The organism is Mesorhizobium sp. WSM4898 (assembly GCF_029625845.1).
In the GTDB taxonomy this organism is placed as follows: Bacteria; Pseudomonadota; Alphaproteobacteria; order Rhizobiales; family Rhizobiaceae; genus Mesorhizobium.
On the sequence record NZ_JARTVQ010000011.1, the window covers coordinates 59,641 to 77,479 of the forward strand.

Sequence of the window (17,839 nt, forward strand, 5' to 3'; positions counted from 1 at the left end):
CATCGCCGGCGCGGGTGCGTCAAATATCCAGCTTGTAGCCGATGTGGCTCGCCTTGAAGCCGAGCCGTTCGTAGAAGCGGTGCGCGTCGAGCCGGCTCTTGTTGGTCGTCAGCTGCACCACCCTGCAGCCGCGCTCGCGGCATCTTTCGATCGCCCATTCCAGCAGGCGATGCCCGAGCCCGTCTCCGCGCCGGCTCGCCGCGACGCGCACCGCCTCGATCTGGCCGCGCCAAGCGCCCTGCAACGACAGGCCCGGGATAAAACTGATCTGCAAGGTGCCGATGACTTCGGCGCCGTCCGTCATCACCGCCAGGAAATGGTTCGGGTTGCCGTCTATGGTCGCGAAGGCGTCCTGATAGGCTTGCGCCAAAGGCACGCTTGCATTCTCGCGGGCGCGGCCAAGCGCGTCATCGGCAAGCATCGCGACGATCGCCGCAAGATCGGCTTTGTCCGCGCGGCGGATCAGGACTTCGCTCATCGTCAAACCTCATGCTGGGCGGGTGACCTTTTGCATGGCCCGCCGCCAGCCGCAAACTCGGCAGGCCGGATTACGGACAGTTGATCGCGCGCCGACCGGCTGACGGGCGCGCTTCGGCTATCGCGGTCTTTCGCTTTGTGGTCTATTGCAAGTCTCCCGCCATCCTCCAGCCGTTTCTTGTCCCCGTATTTCCCATGTCAGGCCTGCTCAGCGATCCCTGGTTCTATGCCGCCGCCATTCCGGCGGTCATCCTCGTCGGCCTGTCGAAGGGGGGCTTCGGCGGCGCCGTGGGCTTCGTCGGCGTGCCGCTGATGGCGCTGGCCATCCCGCCGGTGCAGGCGGCGGCCATCCTGCTGCCGATCCTTTGCCTGATGGACATCGTTTCGGTGTGGACATGGTGGGGCGTCTATGATCGCAAGATGCTGGTCGACATGATGCCCGGCGCCGTCATCGGCATCGGCCTCGGCTGGCTGACGGCGGCCCTGGTGACGGAGGAAATGGTGCGGCTGATCGTCGGCGCGGTCGCGCTGGTCTTCGTCCTGCGCTGGATCTATCTGCAGTTTCGCCACGGCGCCGACCACGAGGTGGAGCCGAACCGCATCGCGGCGGCGTTCTGGGGCATCGTTGCGGGCTTCACCAGCTTCGTCGCCCATGTCGGCGGCCCGCCCTTCCAGGTCTACGCGCTGCCGATCCGGCTCGACCCGAAGGTGCTGTCAGGGACGGCGGCGATCTTCTTCGCCGCTACCAACGCGCTGAAGCTCATTCCCTATTTCGCGCTTGGCCAGTTCGACAGCACCAATCTCACCGCATCGTTTGCGCTGATGCCGCTGGCGCCGCTTTCCACCATCGCCGGCGCCTGGCTGGTGCGCCGCATGCGGCCGGAGGTGTTTTACCCGTTCACATACGCGACGGTGGCGGTGGTGGCGCTCAAGCTGCTCTGGGACGGTGTTGCCGGCCTGATGTGACGGGCAGGGCGGCGCACCGGCCGCCCGCCACAGAAGGGTCAAGCGGCGCTCGGCACCAGCTGGCGGCCGCCGCCAAGCGCCAGCGCTGCGCCGGACGCGATCACCAGCACCATGCCGGCGAGGATGCCGATGTCGTGAAGCGTAGGCTTCAGCACCATGTCGGCGATGATCACCAGCATCACCGCGTAGTCGAAACGCGCCCAGCGCATCATGCGCTGGCCGATGGCGAGAACCGCCGGCGTCACGCCTTCCTTGGCGACCATGGCGCCCATCCGCTCGCCGGTCGGCTTGAAAACGAGCATGCCGATCGAGAAGGTCGTGGCGTAGCCGACAAGGCCGATGATGATCCACAGGTCGGAAAAGCCGACCCAGAAGCCGCACATGATCAGGCCGAAAATCAGGGTGAGCATCGACATCGGCGCGAAGAAGCGGCCGCCGAGCTCGCCGCTCGCCCGCATCGCTTGCAGCTTGTCCTGGATGTTGCCGGCGCGCTCGGCGAGCACGCCGAGCAGGAACAGGACGAAGCCGCCGCCGACCCACAGGATGGCCGAGACGACGTGAAGGAATTTGACGATCGAATACCAGTCCATGGTGTGCTCCTGCATTTCTTGATCGGTGACGGCGTCGACTGCGCCAGCCATTGAGAGGAGCGGGCGTTTAGCGCGGAGCGTGTTTCGAAACGATGTCGCGGCGGCGGGACCGATGTTTCGGCGCCGCCATATGCATCCAGGGCTGGATGGCGCGGGAGGGAGCCGGGCCGTCCCGTTCCGGCACAGGAAAAGTCCGTTCGCTTGAAAATTCCGCGCGGCGTTAAGGCTTCATTAAGCTTTACAGGCGTTTACTAGGACCCATCCAGTTTGTCTGGATTCTTACCGAGTGGTTGGAGCCACTTTGTTTGACGCCTCCCTGTTAAACTCCTGAGAGCCGCCTTATCCGCGGCTCTTTTTTTGCGCGTTGGCCGCCGGCGGGCAGCGCGCCTCGGCGTTAACCGTTTGTTAAACATGCGCTTGCCTTCATGGGCATCGAAGCGCATTTTCAAGCCTCAGTCGTTTAAGGGTGCAGGCCGTATCGGCAAGGATGCCGAATCGGCTTGCGGCAGTGCAGGGGCGTATCGATGAACGAGCCTTCGAAGGGCAGCGCGAAAACCATAAAGCTCGCGGAGCGCCGGGTTTTCTCCCAATCCTTCAAGCCGCTTTACCAGGAGGGCATGGGCCTGGTCGAACAGGCGGCCGAATATCTTGACGGCAAAGGCAGGCTCGAAGCCAAGAAGCTGTCGCGCACGGCGGCGACGCTCTATGCGGCCGAATCGATGCGTCTTACCACGAGGCTGATGCAGGTCGCCTCCTGGCTGCTTTTGCAGCGCGCGGCCAATTCCGGCGAGATGACCCGCGACCAGGTCGCCTCGGAAAAATCCAAGGTGCGGCTCGATACCGCCTCCGCGCATGACGAGGCGCTGGGCTGGAGCGAATTGCCAAAGGACTTCCTGGACCTGGTGAGCCGGTCGCTGCGCCTGCAGGCGCTGGTGAAGCGCATGGACGAGGAGATCTACGGCGGCGCCATGCACGACACGCCGGCCGCCGGCCGCCGCGCCAACCCGGTCTCCGATCAGATCAGCCTGCTGAACACGGCCTTCGCCCGCGGCTAACAGGCTGCTCCAAAATTCGCTCTGATGGCCATCTGGCGCCGTTTCTTGCGCGTCCGGTGCTCGCATACCAAAGCACGCTCCGCACCGGTTTTCGAGAACGCCGCCTTACGACTCATCGGATCGAATTCTGAAGCAGCCCATCCCCGGCACAGGCTGTTTCTGGTTTGTTCACAATTCACTGGCATCGCCATGCGCCGAGGTTAGACTTGGCGCATGGGGGAAGCGATTCGCATCATCGGCATCGATCCGGGCCTGAGGCGCACCGGCTGGGGCATCGTCGAGAGCCTCGGCAATTCGCTGCGCTTCGTCGCCTCCGGCACCGTGCGTTCCGACGACAAGGCGCCTCTCGCAACGAGGCTCTGCCAATTGCATGATGGGCTCGCCGAAGTGCTGCACCAGGCCATGCCGCACGAGGCGGCGATCGAGCAGACCTTCGTCAACAAGGATGCCACAGCAACGCTGAAGCTCGGCCAGGCGCGCGGCATCGCCATGCTGGTGCCGGCGCGCGCCGGGCTGGCGGTAGCGGAATACGCGCCCAACGCGGTCAAGAAGGCGGTGATCGGCGTCGGTCACGGCGAGAAGAAGCAGATCCATATGATGGTGAAAGTGCTGATGCCGAAAGCGGTGTTCGAGACCGACGATGCCGCCGATGCCCTGGCCATCGCCATATGTCATGCGCATCACCGTCAAAGCGTCGCCTACCGAATGGCGGCGCTGGCCGGGTAGTGTTCTTGACTTGTTCTCATTTGCGCAGTAAGTAATACCTTCGGAGTATTACCATGCGTGTGACCACCAAAGGGCAAGTCACGATCCCCAAACAAATAAGGGACCACTTGGGCATAGGCCCGGGTTCGGAGGTCCAGTTCGTGGCTACGGACGAGGGCGCCCGGCTTGTCGCCGTCAACGAAAACATTTCGGAGGAGGAAGCTGCCCGCAAATTCAAAGAGGTCCTCGGCAAGATGGAGGGGACGCTGGATTTGGGCGGCATGACGACGGACGAGTACATGGAGTGGTTGAGGGGACCACGTGAAAATCTCGACGTTGATTGACACAAACGTGCTCATTGACGTCTGGGGTCCGGCTGGGCCGCTGACGGAATGGTCTTCGTCCGCGATTATCTCCTGCCGACGCGATGGCGCGTTGGTCATCAACAGCATCGTCTGGTCCGAGCTTGCTCCCCTTGTTGCTTCCGAAGCAATGCTGAGGAAAGCAGCCGAGAGGCTTGAAATGGATCGCGAGTTTTTGCCCTGGGAAGCCGCATTCTTGGCTGGGGTGGCACATTCCCGTTATCGGCGGGCCGGCGGTGTTCGAGAGCGGACCTTGCCGGATTTTTTCATTGGTGCTCATGCGGCCGTTGCTGGTCACCGCCTATTGACGCGCGACGCTCCTCGCTATCGCAGCTATTTTCCCGACCTCGAAATCGTCTCTCCGGAAACGCATCCATGAAGGCCAGGACATGATCGGCAAGCTGAAGGGCACGCTGGATGAGATCGACGAGGATTCCTGCGTCGTGGACGTGCACGGCGTCGGCTATGTCGTCCATTGCTCGGCTCGCACGCTTGCCGCGCTGCCGTCCCCCGGCGAGGCGGTGGTGCTGTTCATCGAGACCTATGTGCGCGAGGACATGATCCGGCTATACGGCTTTCAGACCCCGCTCGAGCGCGAGTGGTTCCGCCTTTTGATGAACAATGTGCAGGGCGTCGGCGCCAAGGTGGCGCTGGCCGTGCTGTCGACGCTGGCGCCCGCCGACCTCGCCAATGCGATCGCGTTGCGCGACATCGCCATGGTGTCGCGCGCACCGGGCGTCGGCAAGAAGGTGGCCGAGCGCATCGTCACCGAATTGCGCACCAAGGCGCCGGCCTATGCGGGTGCCGCCACCGGCACGATCAGCCTCAAGCAGGAGCTTGGCGAAGGCGTGGCGGCAGCACCCATCACCGACGCAGTCTCGGCGCTGGTCAATCTCGGCTATTCGCGCGACATCGCCGCCAATGCGGTGGCCGCGGCCCTAAAGTCGGCCGGCGAAGGGGCGGATGCCTCGAAGCTGATCCGCTTCGGCCTGAAGGAACTGGCGCGGTGAGGCGGCGCTTGTCCCGGTCCTTGCCGTATGCAAGGAAGACCGCATGAGCCTTTCGCCCCGTCTCATTGCCCCCGACAAGCGCGGCGAGGATGCCGACCAGAGCTTGCGGCCGCAGTCGCTTGACGAGTTCGTCGGCCAGGCTGCGGCGCGTGCCAATCTCAAGGTCTTCGTCGATGCCGCCAAGAGCCGCGGCGAGGCGCTCGACCATGTGCTGTTCGTCGGCCCGCCGGGGCTCGGCAAGACGACGCTGGCGCAGATCATGGCGCGTGAGCTCGGCGTCAATTTCCGCTCGACGTCGGGGCCGGTCATCGCCAAGGCCGGCGACCTTGCGGCGCTGCTCACCAATCTCGAGGAGCGCGACGTGCTCTTCATCGACGAGATCCACCGGCTCAATCCGGCGGTGGAAGAAATCCTCTACCCGGCGATGGAGGATTTCCAGCTTGACCTCATCATCGGCGAGGGGCCGGCGGCGCGCTCGGTCAAGATCGATCTTGCCCGCTTCACGCTGGTTGCGGCGACAACCCGGCTCGGACTTTTGACGAATCCTCTGCGCGACCGTTTCGGCATCCCAGTCAGGCTCAATTTCTACACGGTCGAGGAACTGGAGCAGATCGTGCGCCGCGGCGCCCGCATCCTCTCGATGCCGCTCGGTGACGACGGCGCGCTGGAGATCGCGCGCCGCGCTCGCGGCACGCCGCGCATTGCCGGACGTCTGTTGCGCCGGGTGCGAGACTTCGCCTCCGTCGCCGGAAACGGCCATGTCGATAAACGCATTGCCGACGAGGCGCTGACCAGGCTGGAAGTCGACGGGCTCGGCCTCGACGCGCTCGACCGCCGGTATCTCTCGATGATCGCCCGCAACTTCGGCGGCGGACCGGTCGGCATCGAGACGATCGCGGCTGGGCTGTCGGAACCGCGCGACGCCATCGAGGACATCATCGAGCCCTATCTGATCCAGCAGGGCTTCATCCAGCGCACGCCGCGCGGCCGCGTGCTGACCGCCAATGCCTGGCGGCATCTCGGCCTTGAAGCACCGAAAGACCTCGCGCAGCAGCAGATCAGCCTGTTCCAGGAAGAGTAACGGACATTTGTTCGTCGGACGCGCCTTGAAGGGCTTCCTGCGCGCAATCTCCCCAGCTCCGCCAAGCTGAAGGCACAATTGCAGCCTCTAAGGCAGCTTGACGCATTTCCGGGGGTCGGGGCTGACCGATGATCACCAGACGTGGCTTTCTGCGCCTCATCGGCGGATCGTTCCTGTCCATGGTGTCGTTGAGCGCCTATGCGGTCGGCATTGAGCCGATGCTGCTCGCCCATGTGAAACGCTACTCGCTGACGCCGCCGCACTGGCCCGCGGGCCTCAAGCTGCGCGTCGCAGCACTGGCCGACATTCATGCCTGCCATCCCTGGATGACGTCGGAGCGGATCGCTTCGCTCGTCGAACGGACGAATGCCCTGCAGCCAGACCTGATCGTGCTGCTCGGCGACTATGTCGATGGAATGCGGCTGGTCACGGCCGAAGTGTCTGCACCGGAGTGGGCCGCCGCTTTGTCAGGGCTGAAGGCGCCGCTCGGCGTGCTCTCGATCCTCGGAAATCACGACTGGTGGCACGATCATGCGGCGCAACTGGCCAAGGCCGGGCCGACGGCCGCGCGCAGGGCACTGGAGGGCGTCGGCATCCCGGTGCTGGAAAACGACGTGGTGCGGCTGGAGAAGGACGGGCATGGCTTCTGGATCGCCGGACTTGCGGACCAGCTGGCAATCCGGCCGAGCAAAGCCCTGGGCCGCCACGGCTTCAAGGGTCTCGACGACCTCGGCGGGACGCTTGCCAAGGTGCAAGGCGACGAGCCGATCATCCTGCTCGCGCATGAGCCGGACATCTTTCCGAAAGTGCCTTGGCGAGTTTCGCTGACGCTTTCGGGCCACACCCATGGCGGGCAGGTGCGGCTGTTCGGCTATTCGCCGGTCGTGCCATCCGACTTCGGCAACCGCTACGCCTATGGCCATGTCGTCGAGAACGATCGCAACCTGATCGTCTCCGGTGGGCTCGGCTTCAGCATCATGCCGGTCCGTTTCGGCATGCCGCCGGAGATCCTGCAGATCGATCTCGGGTAGCTCCAGTATTTTTCACGCGGACGGAAAACCGCGCAGGCGCCAAGCGCCAGCAGCCCCGCCATCAAGGTCTTGATCATCGCGCCCATCGGTGCCATCCGGTTCTCGCGCCAAAGTTCAGGCCTGAAAAGGAAAGCGCGATGGACGATCGTGGTGAATCCGCAGCGCTCAGCGCCGGGCTTTCGGGGGCGCTGACGCAATCCGGGCATCGCCTGATGGCCCGCGTCTACTATGCCGACACCGATTTCTCCGGCGTCGTCTACCATGCGCGCTATCTCGAATTCTTCGAACGCGGGCGCTCGGACTATCTCAGGCTCGCCGGCGTCCATCACACCGAGCTTGCCGATGGCAAGCATGGCGAGCGCATCGTCTGGGTGGTGCGGCGCATGGAGATCGACTTCCGTTCGCCGGCCCGCATGGACGACATCCTCACCATCGACACGCGCACCGAGGACATTTCGGGCGCCCGCATCTTCATGGCGCAGCAGTTGAAGCGTGGCGGCGAGGTGCTGGTCGAAGCGAAGGTCGAGGCGGCGATCATCGGCGAGAACGGCCGGCCGCGCAGATTTCCGAAGGAATGGATCGCGGCCTTTATGCCGAGGGCGAGCGACTGATCACCGCGAACCGGCTTCGGCCGAATCCCTGTCACGCAGGAGTTGCCCGTTCTGGGACAACGACATGCACCAAAACACCTAAAGCGCGTCCCTGGACCTGCTTCAGCGCGATGTGCACTGATCGGCCGCGTCCAGCATGGCGCCGGCCCGGTGGGCGCGGCAATGCGCCACGCTTCATATCCTAACCCATCCTTAACCATAACGGTTCATGAAGGAATTGGTGAAGATTGGCGCAATTCGTGTGCCTTCCTTTCACCAAGATTTGCCCCGAAAACGCCGCGAAACGGTGCATTCGGGGCTTGTCCCGCGAGCTTCAGGCTTCGCGCGATCGGACCAAAGGGATGCCATGGGCCAGCCGCCAGCGATGCCCGGAAAAATCTTAAGGACGTAGTCATGGAAAACATCGCACTCGCCGACCCGGGCGCGCATTTGTCGATATGGGCCTTGTTCATGCAGGCCGGCTGGGTGGTCAAATTGGTCATGATCGGCTTGCTCTGCGCCTCGATCTGGACCTGGGCAATCATCATCGACAAGCTTGTCGCCTATAGCCGCATGCGGATGGCGCTCAACCGCTTCGAGCAGGTGTTTTGGTCGGGACAGTCGCTCGAGGAGCTCTACCGCACGCTCGCCGACCGCAAGACCACCGGCATGGGCGCGATCTTCGTCGCCGCCATGCGCGAATGGAAGAAGAGCTTCGAGAAGGGCGCCAAATCGGCGCTGGCATTGCAGACCCGCATCGACAAGGCGATGGATCTCGCGCTGACCCGCGAGATGGAAAGGCTGGAGGGTCGGCTCGGCTTCCTCGCCACCACGGGTTCGGCCGCGCCATTCATCGGCTTGTTCGGCACCGTCATCGGTATCATGACCTCCTTCCAGGCGATCGCCGCCTCGAAGAACACCAGCCTCTCGGTCGTGGCGCCCGGCATCGCAGAAGCGCTGCTGGCGACGGCCATCGGCCTGCTCGCGGCCATTCCGGCCGTCATCGCCTACAACAAGCTGTCGTCGGATGCGAACAAGCTCGCCGTGCGCATGGAAGGGTTTGCGGATGAGTTCTCCGCCATACTCTCGCGCCAAATCGATGAAAAAGTCGCGCAGAAGGCCTGAGGTACGATCATGGGTATGTCTGCTGCTAGCGCAGGTGGCATAGGGCGAGGCGGACGCGGCCACCGGCGGCGCGGTCGTCATCATGGCCTGATGTCGGAAATCAACGTCACGCCGATGGTCGACGTGATGCTGGTGCTGCTGATCATCTTCATGGTCGCGGCGCCGTTGCTCACCGTCGGCGTGCCGATCGACCTGCCCGACACGAAAGCCAAGGCGATGAATGTCGACACGCAGCCGATCACGGTGTCGATCAACGCGGCCGGCCAAATCTATCTGCAGGAAACCGAGATCCCGATCGATGAGCTGGTAGCGAAGCTGCAGGCAATCTCGAAGACCGGCTATGACGAGCGCATCTTCATTCGCGGCGACAAGTCGACGGATTATGGCACCGCCATGAAGGTCATGGCCCGCATTTCGGCGGCCGGCTACAAGAACATCGGCCTGGTTTCGCTGCAGGAACAGGATCAGTAAACGCCAAATGCGGACCGGCCTCACCTCATCGGTCATCTTGCATGCGGTGGCGCTGGCCTTCGGGCTGTTCACGCTGTCCTCGCCGCCCGCCATGCCGGCTTCCGACGTGGAGTCCGTCGCGGTCGACATCGTGCCGATGGAAGCGATCGCGCAGACGCTGCAGGGCGACAAGAAAGCGGTCATGCATGACAAGCCGGCGCCGTTGCCGACCAGGCGCCCGGATATCGTCCCCGACGCGCAGAAGGTCGGCGAGAACAGCGTCGACACCGACAAGCCGGTAACCGACGAGGCCAAGCCGAAGCCGGTCGAGAAGACATCCGCGCCGCCCCCGGCGCCGACGCCGACCGAGAAGCCGGCGGTCGAGGACGTGCCGAAGCCGCAGGAAAAGCCGAAGCCGACCCCGGCGACCGAAGTCGCGCCGACGCCGACACCTAAGGAAGAGGTCAAGCCCGAGCCGGTCAAGCAGGCGGAGCCGAAGCCGACACCCGCCAAGGAGCCGACGCCAGCGCCGCCGAAGGACACGACCGCCGCCATCCAGAAAGAAGAGGTCAAGCCGGACGCCGTCGCCGAGGCGATCGCCAAGGAGCAGCCGACCGAGGAGGCTAAGCTTCCGGACTCGGCACCCGCCCCTGCAGCGCGGCCAAAGCCGCAGCCCGCTCCCGCCCAGAGCGCCAAGGCGCCGGAACGCAAGGACGCGGAAAAGCCGGTGAAGGAAGCTTCCTCGAAGCCGAAGTCGGATGAAAAGCAGTTCAACGCCGACGAGATTTCAGCACTTCTGGACAAGCAGAAGCCGTCCGGTGGCGGCGCCAAGCGCTCCACCCAGCAGTCGTCGCTCGGCGGCGAGAAGGATCAGGGCCAGAAGCTGTCCAAATCCGAGCAAGGCGCGCTCGAAGCTCAGCTCGGCGGCTGCTGGACCTTGCCCGTTGGACTGGAAGGTTCGGAGAACTTCGTCGTCGTGGTCCGGTTCAATCTCGATACCAACGGCAAGCTCGACGGCCGCCCTTCGATCGAGCAGTCGAGCGGCAACCGGCAGTTCGACGAAAGCGCAGTGCGCGCGGTTCAAAAATGCGACGTGGCCGGCCTGCAGGTTCCAGCCGGCAAGCAGGATATTTGGAACGACATCCGGGTCACCTTCGACCCAAGGGAGATGCTTGGCCTATAGGCCTTGCGTCCGAACCACCAAAGAAGAGAAGCGAGAAGACATGAGATCTTTCCTCAAGCCGCTCCTGACGATTGCTGCCATGGCGCTGGGCATGACGACCGCCGCCACCTTGCCGGCCTGGGCGCTCGTCGAGCTCAACGTCAACAAGGGCAATGTCGAGCCGCTGCCGATCGCCATCACTGACTTCCAGTCCAATGGTGAGCTTGGCGCCCAGATCACGGAGATCGTCACGGCCGACCTCAAGCGCTCCGGCCTGTTCGCGCCGATCGACAAGAGCGCTTTCATCGAGAAGATCTCCGGCCCGGACGCCACGCCGCGGTTCGACGACTGGAAGGTGATCAATGCGCAGGCGCTGGTCACCGGCAGCGTCGGCAAGGAAGCCGACGGCCGCATCCGCGCCCAGTACCGGCTATGGGACACCTTTGCCGGCCAGCAGATGGCCGGGGAGCAGTTCTTCGCCAATGACGCCAACACCAGGCGCGTCGCCCATATCATCGCCGATGCGATCTACGAGCGGCTGACCGGCGAGAAGGGTTATTTCGACACGCGCGTCGTCTTCGTCGACGAATCCGGCGCCAAGAACGCGCGCAAGAAGCGTCTCGCCATCATGGACCAAGACGGCGCCAACGTCCGCTACCTGTCGGACGGCCGTTCGATCGTGCTGACGCCGCGCTTCTCGCCGAACCGGCAGGAAATCACCTACATGTCCTATGAGAGCGGACAGCCGAAGGTGTATCTGCTGCAGATCGAGACCGGACAGCGCGAGCTGGTCGGCAATTTCCCCGGCATGACGTTCGCGCCGCGCTTTTCGCCCGATGGCCAGAAGGTGATCATGAGCCTGCTGCGCGATGACGGCAACTCCAACATCTTCGCCATGGATCTGAGAAGCCGTTCGACCACGCGGCTCACCGACTCGACAGCCATCGACACCTCGCCCTCCTATTCGCCCGACGGCTCGCAGATCGTCTTCACCTCCGACCGCGGCGGCGGCAGCGGCCGCTCGCAGATCTACGTTATGGGCGCGGACGGCTCCAACCCGCACCGCATCTCGTTCGGCGACGGCGTCTATTCCACGCCGGTGTGGTCGCCGCGCGGCGACCTCATCGCCTTCACCAAGCAGTCGGGCGGCGAGTTCCAGATCGGCGTCATGAAGACCGACGGTTCGGGCGAGCGCATCCTGTCCTCCGGCTTCCAGCAGGAGGGGCCGACCTGGGCGCCGAACGGTCGCGTGCTGATGTTCTTCCGCGACTCCGCCGGCGGGCCGAAGCTGGTCACGGTCGATCTTACCGGCCGCAACGAGCAGCAGATCCCGACCTCGAACTTCGCCTCGGATCCGGCCTGGTCGCCGCTGCTGGAGTAGGCAGAGGAACGGAAGAATTTAAGAACGGCGAACTGACGAACTGAGGAAAATGGAGGACCGGGGGCGCTTGTAAATCTCAGAGAGAAGCTGGCTTAATTTCTTCCTTCAATTCCTCAGTTCTTCAGTTCCTCAATTCCCCCTTTTTTCATGTTTTGGCCGCATTTCCGCCTACGGTCGCCGCGCATTGTGAGCCTAGCTAAATCGGCCGAGGACGGCGGCTCGAAACGAAAAATTAACCGTGTTTCTTGAATGCCGGTTAACCCAAACGTGGTTACTGGGTGATCAACGAAATCACTCGAATGCGAAGGAGAGGCGGCATGGGCCGTATCGCAGCACTTACCAGAAATCCGGCAATGATCGCGCTGGTGGCGGCTCTGGCCATCACCGGCTGCGCCTCGAAGAAGACGCCGAACAGCGCCGCCGATCTCGGCCTCAACGGCGCCGGCTCTGCCACGCCCGGCTCGGCGCAGGACTTCACCGTCAACATCGGCGACCGCATCTTCTTCGACACCGACTCCTCGTCGATCCGCGCCGACGCGCAGACGACGCTGTCGCGCCAGGCGCAGTGGCTCAACCAGTACAGGCAGTATGCCATCGTCATCGAAGGCCATGCCGACGAGCGCGGCACGCGCGAGTACAATCTGGCGCTGGGCGCCCGCCGCGCCGCTGCCACCCGCGACTTCCTGGTTTCGAAGGGCGTCGCGGCCAACCGCCTGAAGACGATCTCCTACGGCAAGGAACGCCCGGTCGCCGTCTGCGACGACATCTCGTGCTGGTCGCAGAACCGCCGCGCCGTCACCACGCTCTCGGGCGCCGGGTCCTGACGCGCCGCGCCGGAAATCGATATCGATTTTCGGAAACGATCATGAGCGCCACAGCGTCCTTGGCGCGTCTGACGACGCGCGGCGCTGTGGGCGGCAAAAATACAACATCGCGGAACGAAAGGCGGCCTCCGAGCCGCCTTTTTCATATGCGACAGCTTGAAACAAAATTTGGCCGAAGTCTCGCGTCCTGCTAAGAGCGCGAAGGCGCTTTATCCCCCTCCGATTTGGAAAGGCGCATCGGGCCAACAGATTTCACGGCGAGAGACATAATGCATTTCAGAACGGTCCTGAGCGGCACGCTTGCGCTGCTGCTCGTATCAAGCATCGCAGGCGTCGCAGCCCCGGCGGACAGCGGGCAATCTTCGGGCAGCGGGTTCACTTTCCATCTGCCGACGCTCGGCATTTTCGGCGACAAGAAGAAGACCGAGCAGGCGCAAGTCGCCCAGCAGGACGGCGCCGGCATGACCGGTCTGGAGGATCAGATCCGCCAGATGAACGGCAAGCTTGAGGAGCTCAATTTCCAGATCCTGCAAATGCAGGAGCAGATGCGCAAGCAGCAGGAGGACAACGAGTTCCGCTTCCAGCAGCTCGAAGGCGGCTCGCAGGGCGCGAAGCCAACGGGCCAAAAGAAGTCGGAGGCCGCGCCGCAGGACGGCAGCAGCGGCAACACGAATATGGGCGATGCTGGCGCCGGCGACAGCGGCACCGACACCAACGTCGCAACGGCTCCGGCGACGCAAGCTCCGGCCGGCACGGCTCCGCAGGACGGCGGCGGCAAGAGCGTCGGCGACGTCATCGTCGAGTCTCAGACCGGCGACCCGGGCAAGTTGATCACCGGCGCGCCGCCGAAGACCTTCGGCACCATCACCGTCGACAAGAACGGCAATGTCGTCAATGCCGACCCCGCCCCGCAGGCGGGCTCGCAGACGGAAGCTCCCGCGGCTACGGCAAACGCGCCTGCCGCGGAGACCGGCAGCAAGGCTGGCAAAGGCAAGTCCGGCGGCACGGTCATGGCCTCGCTGCCCTCGACCAACAATCCGGACGAACTCTACCGCAACTCCTACCAGTTCATCCTGTCGGGCGACTATCCCACCGCCGAGCAGGGGTTCCGCGACCATATCTCGCGCTTCCCCAAGGACGCCAAGGCGGCGGACGCGCATTACTGGCTGGGCGAATCCCTGCTTGGCCAGCAGAAATACCGCGACGCGGCGGAGGTTTTCCTGGCCGCCAGCAAGGATTATCCGAAGGCCAAGAAGGCGCCCGACATGCTGCTCAAGCTCGGCGTATCGCTGGTCGGCCTCAAGCAGAACGACGTGGCCTGCGCCACTTTCAACGAGATCGGCAAGCGCTACCCGGATGTTTCCGGCACGCTGAAGGAACGCATCAAGCAGGAAAAGGCGCTGGCCTCGTGCTAGCTTGCGTGTCGTTGTCCCAGAATCGGGACCGCTTGTGGACGACGCGCAGTGATGTTCGGTACCGAGACTGACCTTTCGGATCGCCTTTTCCAAGACTTCGACTTCTCCCACGGCGCCGTTGCGGCCGTGTCCGGCGGCAGCGACTCGACCGCCCTTCTCCATCTGCTCAAGCACCACCTCGACCGTACCCTGCCCGCGGCAAGGCTGCTTGCGGTGACGATCGATCATGACCTCAGACCAAGCTCGGCGGCCGAAGCGCAAGCTGTCGCCCGGCTTTGCGCCGAGCACGGCATCGCGCATCGCACGCTCGTCTGGTCCGGCCGCAAGCCATCGACCGGCTTGCCGGCCGCCGCGCGCGAGGCGCGCTACCGGCTGCTGGCCGAGGCAGCCGAAGCGGAAGGCATCGGCGCGGTGGTGACCGGACATACCGCCGACGACCAGGCCGAGACCGTGCTGATGCGGCAAGCTCGTGAAAGGGATGCACGCAACGAGGATCCACGCGACGGCCGCGGCCTCGCCGGCATGGCGCCCGCGACGCTCTACGATTGGCGGGTCTGGATCGCCCGCCCGCTGCTCGCCACGCGCCGCGCGGCATTGCGGGAGATGCTGAAGCGTCGCGGCATCGGCTGGACCGAGGATCCGACCAATGTCGACCGGCGCTTCGAGCGGCCGCGCCTGCGCATCTCGCTCACGGGCGGGGCCGGCGAGGCGCGCCTCATGGAAGCAATCGCCAAGGCCGGACAGGCAGCCGCCGAGCGCGAGAACCTCGGCCAGCGTGCGGCGGCGCTGATCGGCGCCTTCGCTCGCCAGCCGGCTCCGGGGCTCATCCGCCTCGATCGCGATTTCGCAAGTGGTGAGGATAGCGAAGCCGCCGTCTATGCATTTCGCATCCTGCTCGCCACGGTCGGCGGCGTCACGTTCCTTGTCGACGAGGCGCGTTGCCGGGCGCTGTTCGAGCATCTGCGGTCGGGGACGCTTTGCGCCACATTGTCGCGGACGGTGGTCGACGCGCGCCGCACCGGCATTTTCCTCCACCGCGAGGCCCGCAATCTGCCCGCAGTTCCGGCTGCTGAGCAGGCCCTATGGGACGGTCGGCGGAGGATCACATTGAGCGACAGGCCGAGCGGGTTGGTGATCGCGCCAGCAGGTCCCGGCGCCGCCAAGCGATTTACCCCGGAAGGCGACGTTCCGGCGAGCTTGCTGCGCAAGGCGCTGGCCGCCGAGCCCGCGCTGTGGCGCGGCGGCGAACGCCTTGATTTGGCTGGCGGTGATGCCGCGCCGGCGGCGACGGCGATCGTTCCTGCGGTGTCGCCCTTCACCCGCTTCCTGCCGTCCTTCGATCTCCGGCCCGCTGCCGCCGTCGCCGCGCTGATCGGCGCGCCGCCGCTGCCGCCCTCGCCTTTTCGCGGCCATGATCCCGGCGGAGCATGGGCGAAAGCTTAACCGAGGCATGCTGTTCTGCTTGGCAAGGGGAGACGCTCTCCCTATGTTAGGCCCAAGCCTCCAATCACCATCGTGGGTCCGCGCGCGGACGCCAACAGGACAATAGATGAATCCGAATTATCGCAACCTCGCGCTCTGGGCGATCATAGCGGTCCTGCTCATCGCCCTGTTCAATCTTTTCCAGACGCCGCAGACGCGCGGCGCTTCGAGCGAGATTGCCTATTCGCAGTTCCTGCAGGATGTGTCTTCCGGCCGGGTCAAGAGCGTGACGATCGCCGGCGCCCGTATCTCGGGCAACTATACGGACAACGCCAACGGCTTCCAGACCTATTCGCCGGGCGATCCGTCGCTGGTCTCCAGGCTGCAGGACAAGAACGTCACCATCAATGCGCGGCCTGAAAGCGACGGTTCGAACTCGCTGTTCGGCTATCTGATCTCGTGGCTGCCGATGATCCTGATCCTCGGCGTGTGGATATTCTTCATGCGCCAGATGCAGTCCGGCTCCGGCCGCGCCATGGGCTTCGGCAAGTCGAAGGCGAAGTTGCTCACCGAGGCGCATGGCCGCGTCACCTTCCAGGACGTCGCCGGCGTCGACGAGGCCAAGGAGGACCTGGAGGAGATCGTCGAGTTCCTGCGCGATCCGCAGAAGTTCCAGCGGCTCGGCGGCAAGATCCCGCGCGGCGTGCTGCTGGTCGGCCCTCCCGGAACCGGCAAGACGCTGCTCGCCCGCTCCGTCGCAGGCGAGGCCAACGTGCCGTTCTTCACCATCTCCGGCTCGGATTTCGTCGAGATGTTCGTCGGCGTCGGCGCAAGCCGGGTGCGCGACATGTTCGACCAGGCCAAGAAGAACGCCCCCTGCATCATCTTCATCGACGAAATCGACGCCGTCGGCCGCCATCGCGGCGCCGGCCTCGGCGGCGGCAATGACGAGCGCGAGCAGACGCTGAACCAGCTGCTGGTCGAGATGGACGGCTTCGAGTCCAACGAAAGCATCATCCTGATCGCCGCCACCAACCGGCCCGACGTGCTCGACCCGGCGCTGCTCAGGCCGGGCCGCTTCGACCGCCAGGTGGTCGTGCCCAACCCCGACATCGTCGGCCGCGAGAAGATCCTCAAGGTGCATGTGCGCAACGTGCCGCTGGCGCCCAATGTCGACCTCAAGGTCATCGCGCGCGGCACGCCCGGCTTCTCCGGCGCCGACCTGATGAACCTGGTCAACGAATCCGCGCTGATGGCGGCGCGTCGCAACAAGCGGCTCGTCACCATGGCCGAGTTCGAGGACGCCAAGGACAAGATCATGATGGGCGCCGAGCGCCGCTCGTCGGCGATGACGCAGGCCGAGAAGGAGCTGACCGCCTATCACGAGGCAGGCCACGCCATCCTGGCGCTCAACGTGCCGACGGCCGATCCGCTGCACAAGGCGACCATCATCCCGCGCGGCCGCGCGCTCGGCATGGTCATGCAGCTGCCGGAAGGCGACCGCTATTCGATGAGCTACAAATACATGATCTCGAGGCTGGCGATCATGATGGGCGGCCGCGTCGCCGAGGAGTTCAAGTTCGGCAAGGAGAACATCACTTCCGGCGCCTCCTCCGACATCGAGCAGGCGACCAAGCTGGCGCGCGCCATGGTCACGCGCTGGGGCTTCTCCGACAAGCTCGGCCATGTCGCCTATGGCGACAACCAGGAAGAGGTCTTCCTCGGCCATTCGGTGGCGCGCCAGCAGAACATCTCGGAAGAGACCGCGCAGATCATCGACGCCGAGGTGCGCCGGCTGATCGACGATGCCTATTCCACCGCCAAGACCGTGCTGACCAAGAAGAAGAAGGACTGGATCGCGCTGGCCGAAGGGCTGCTCGAATACGAGACCCTGACCGGCGAGGAGATCAAGCAGCTGATCGCTGGCCACAAGCCCGCCCGCGACCTTGGCGACGACACGCCGCCCAGCCGCGGCTCGGCTGTGCCGAAAGCCGGCACCGGCGGCCGTCGCAAGAAGGGCCCCGAGCCCGAAGGCGGCATGGAGCCGCAGCCGCAGGGCTAAGGCTCGATCGAAAACGAAACATAAAAAACGACGCCGCGGCTCAGACCGCGGCGTTGTTGTTTGCGAGGTCACAGACGATTGGCGAGTCGCTCGCGGACCGCACCTGCAAGATCGGCGTCCGGCGCAAGCGC

At 64.6% G+C, this 17,839-nt stretch carries 19 protein-coding genes; 17 read left to right on the forward strand and 2 right to left on the reverse strand.

The genetic code is table 11. The features are described 5' to 3' along the window. Positions 1-19 precede the first annotated feature (19 nt). Positions 20-478 (reverse strand): GNAT family N-acetyltransferase, encoded by a 459-nt coding sequence (locus tag P9228_RS28000; RefSeq protein ID WP_278056682.1) that lies wholly within the window; start codon positions 476-478, stop codon positions 20-22. A 194-nt stretch (positions 479-672) separates the two neighbouring features. Between P9228_RS28000 and P9228_RS28005 the strand changes: the two genes are divergently transcribed. Further along, positions 673-1,443 carry a sulfite exporter TauE/SafE family protein gene (locus P9228_RS28005; protein WP_278056684.1) on the forward strand — a complete coding sequence of 257 codons (771 nt, stop codon included), beginning with the start codon at positions 673-675 and terminating at the stop codon, positions 1,441-1,443. Positions 1,444-1,481: 38 nt separating this feature from the next. On the opposite strand, the gene P9228_RS28010 is transcribed toward P9228_RS28005, so the two are convergent. Next, on the reverse strand, positions 1,482-2,033 hold the full coding sequence (locus P9228_RS28010; RefSeq protein ID WP_095799969.1) for a DUF2269 family protein: 552 nt from the start codon (positions 2,031-2,033) through the stop codon (positions 1,482-1,484). Between the two features lie 524 nt (positions 2,034-2,557). On the opposite strand from P9228_RS28010, the gene P9228_RS28015 reads away from it, so the two are divergent. The 16 genes from P9228_RS28015 (at position 2,558) to ftsH (ending at position 17,708) form a co-directional block, all read left to right on the forward strand. Then, on the forward strand, positions 2,558-3,088 hold the full coding sequence (locus P9228_RS28015; RefSeq protein WP_067001767.1) for a DUF1465 family protein: 531 nt from the start codon (positions 2,558-2,560) through the stop codon (positions 3,086-3,088). A gap of 213 nt (positions 3,089-3,301) precedes the next feature. Then, a complete protein-coding gene (ruvC, locus tag P9228_RS28020; RefSeq protein WP_067001770.1) occupies positions 3,302-3,814 on the forward strand; it encodes a crossover junction endodeoxyribonuclease RuvC in 513 nt (170 codons plus the stop codon). Between the two features lie 53 nt (positions 3,815-3,867). Continuing rightward, positions 3,868-4,137: an AbrB/MazE/SpoVT family DNA-binding domain-containing protein gene (locus P9228_RS28025; protein WP_067319466.1), complete on the forward strand. Its 270-nt coding sequence runs from the start codon at positions 3,868-3,870 to the stop codon at positions 4,135-4,137. Then, the gene (locus P9228_RS28030) at positions 4,115-4,534 is read left to right on the forward strand and encodes a type II toxin-antitoxin system VapC family toxin (RefSeq protein WP_082980671.1); all 420 of its coding nucleotides are present in this window, start codon (positions 4,115-4,117) and stop codon (positions 4,532-4,534) included. The genes P9228_RS28025 and P9228_RS28030 overlap by 23 nt, the downstream gene beginning before the upstream one ends. Before the next feature lie 10 nt (positions 4,535-4,544). Next, the gene (gene ruvA / locus P9228_RS28035) at positions 4,545-5,165 is read left to right on the forward strand and encodes a Holliday junction branch migration protein RuvA (protein ID WP_278056691.1); all 621 of its coding nucleotides are present in this window, start codon (positions 4,545-4,547) and stop codon (positions 5,163-5,165) included. Between the two features lie 43 nt (positions 5,166-5,208). After that, on the forward strand, positions 5,209-6,246 hold the full coding sequence (gene ruvB / locus P9228_RS28040; RefSeq protein ID WP_067002199.1) for a Holliday junction branch migration DNA helicase RuvB: 1,038 nt from the start codon (positions 5,209-5,211) through the stop codon (positions 6,244-6,246). 128 nt (positions 6,247-6,374) lie between these two features. After that, entirely contained in the window at positions 6,375-7,277 is a 903-nt protein-coding gene (locus P9228_RS28045; RefSeq protein WP_278056693.1) for a metallophosphoesterase, read from the forward strand. A 137-nt stretch (positions 7,278-7,414) separates the two neighbouring features. Beyond that, the gene (gene ybgC / locus P9228_RS28050; protein WP_278056695.1) at positions 7,415-7,888 is read left to right on the forward strand and encodes a tol-pal system-associated acyl-CoA thioesterase; all 474 of its coding nucleotides are present in this window, start codon (positions 7,415-7,417) and stop codon (positions 7,886-7,888) included. Positions 7,889-8,281: 393 nt separating this feature from the next. Then, complete coding sequence (tolQ, locus tag P9228_RS28055) at positions 8,282-8,992, forward strand: protein TolQ (RefSeq protein ID WP_067001789.1); 711 nt, start codon at positions 8,282-8,284, stop codon at positions 8,990-8,992. Positions 8,993-9,001: 9 nt separating this feature from the next. Beyond that, the gene (tolR, locus tag P9228_RS28060; RefSeq protein ID WP_095782570.1) at positions 9,002-9,463 is read left to right on the forward strand and encodes a protein TolR; all 462 of its coding nucleotides are present in this window, start codon (positions 9,002-9,004) and stop codon (positions 9,461-9,463) included. A gap of 7 nt (positions 9,464-9,470) precedes the next feature. Then, on the forward strand, positions 9,471-10,625 hold the full coding sequence (locus tag P9228_RS28065; RefSeq protein ID WP_278056698.1) for a TonB family protein: 1,155 nt from the start codon (positions 9,471-9,473) through the stop codon (positions 10,623-10,625). A gap of 79 nt (positions 10,626-10,704) precedes the next feature. Then, a complete protein-coding gene (tolB, locus tag P9228_RS28070; protein WP_245299761.1) occupies positions 10,705-11,985 on the forward strand; it encodes a Tol-Pal system beta propeller repeat protein TolB in 1,281 nt (426 codons plus the stop codon). A gap of 317 nt (positions 11,986-12,302) precedes the next feature. Next, positions 12,303-12,809: a peptidoglycan-associated lipoprotein Pal gene (gene pal, locus P9228_RS28075; protein ID WP_067001802.1), complete on the forward strand. Its 507-nt coding sequence runs from the start codon at positions 12,303-12,305 to the stop codon at positions 12,807-12,809. A 269-nt stretch (positions 12,810-13,078) separates the two neighbouring features. Beyond that, entirely contained in the window at positions 13,079-14,224 is a 1,146-nt protein-coding gene (gene ybgF / locus P9228_RS28080) for a tol-pal system protein YbgF (protein WP_278056700.1), read from the forward strand. A gap of 51 nt (positions 14,225-14,275) precedes the next feature. After that, the gene (gene tilS, locus P9228_RS28085; protein ID WP_278056702.1) at positions 14,276-15,667 is read left to right on the forward strand and encodes a tRNA lysidine(34) synthetase TilS; all 1,392 of its coding nucleotides are present in this window, start codon (positions 14,276-14,278) and stop codon (positions 15,665-15,667) included. Between the two features lie 106 nt (positions 15,668-15,773). Then, positions 15,774-17,708, forward strand: coding sequence for an ATP-dependent zinc metalloprotease FtsH (gene ftsH, locus P9228_RS28090; RefSeq protein WP_067001810.1), 1,935 nt, complete (start codon positions 15,774-15,776; stop codon positions 17,706-17,708). Positions 17,709-17,839: the final 131 nt, after the last annotated feature.